Below are 1,109 nucleotides of genomic sequence, written 5' to 3' on the forward strand. Positions count from 1 at the left end.
AACCTGACCATCTGACTCCTCCCGGACACCGTCCGGTTGGCCAGACGACCAGGCCACGGGCGATCCGGCCCCTTCGCTCTGCTCCCATTACAGAAGCCTCCTCGCTGCTACGGGCCGGTCCGCCGGCACACCCCGCGTCGGTACTCAACTCCTCACGGATCAGCCGCTTGGAGCGCTCCCTCTCGCCCCACCCAACAGGCGCGGCAGTATCGTGGCATGCCTTCCCACGTTCCATGCGAAAGCCGCAGACCAGGCTCACGTCACCTCCACGCCGGACACCGCCTGACCAGTAAACGGGACTCCTGCCAGACTTATCCCGGGCCAAAAAGTAACACCCGGTTCTGATGCCACCTGATTCAATAACGACGCGTCCGCAGTGATCGTCTTCCTGGTCCCCACCTGACGCCTCACGGGCGCCTTTTCCTCATCGCTCACCACGACAGTCTTCAGCTAACGCAGCATGAGGTGGTTTGAAGCCTCCCCCCGCAGGGCGGCTCCGAAGGGCCAGCCATCCTCCATCTTTCGCACAGCATCGCCGCCCACGCACCCCGCCTACGCGGCTACGCGGCTTGCGTTCGTGGCACACCTTTTTTCAGGAACTCGTTTTCCATGCGCAACTCACGGTTCTGCCGTTCGAGTTCGCGCAGCCGGGCGCCTTCGTCGGCGGTCGGCGGGGGTGCCTCGCCGGCGTGGGCCCGCCGGTAAGTGGCGACCCAGGTTCCGAGGGTTCCTTCCAGGATGCCGAGTTCCCGTGCGACATCGAAGATCGGACGGGATGTCTCGATCACCATCCTCAGGGCTTCTTCCTTGAACTCGGCCGAGAACTTCCTGCGCTTCTGTGTCAACTATCATCCCTTCCGGACTGTCCCTATTCTAGTAGGGGCCACTGTCCGGAAGAAAAAGGGCACCTCACCTGGAGCAGGTCGGGGGCGACCTCGGCCCATCCGATCAGGAGAAGCGGGCCGACCGCGTCGAACGCGGCTCTTCCGTAGTGACCGGCGATGAGGGGTTCCGCGACGTTCAACGACAGCGTTACCATGCTGGAGAATATGAAGCTATTCCGAAACCGCCAGGTTGATCCTTTCGAAACTCGGGTGACGGTCAGCGAA

General features: G+C 62.8%; 1 protein-coding gene and 1 pseudogene. Both read right to left on the reverse strand.

The genetic code is table 11. The features are described 5' to 3' along the window. Window positions 1–560 precede the first annotated feature (560 nt). Window positions 561–845, reverse strand: a complete 285-nt coding sequence (locus G6R25_RS24170) for a transposase (protein WP_136449732.1) — start codon at window positions 843–845, stop codon at window positions 561–563. A gap of 68 nt (window positions 846–913) precedes the next feature. Further along, window positions 914–1,109, reverse strand: a pseudogene (locus tag G6R25_RS28510) (hypothetical protein); the annotation flags it as partial.

Source organism: Candidatus Frankia alpina (assembly GCF_902806485.1).
GTDB lineage: Bacteria > Actinomycetota > Actinomycetes > Frankiales > Frankiaceae > Frankia > Frankia alpina.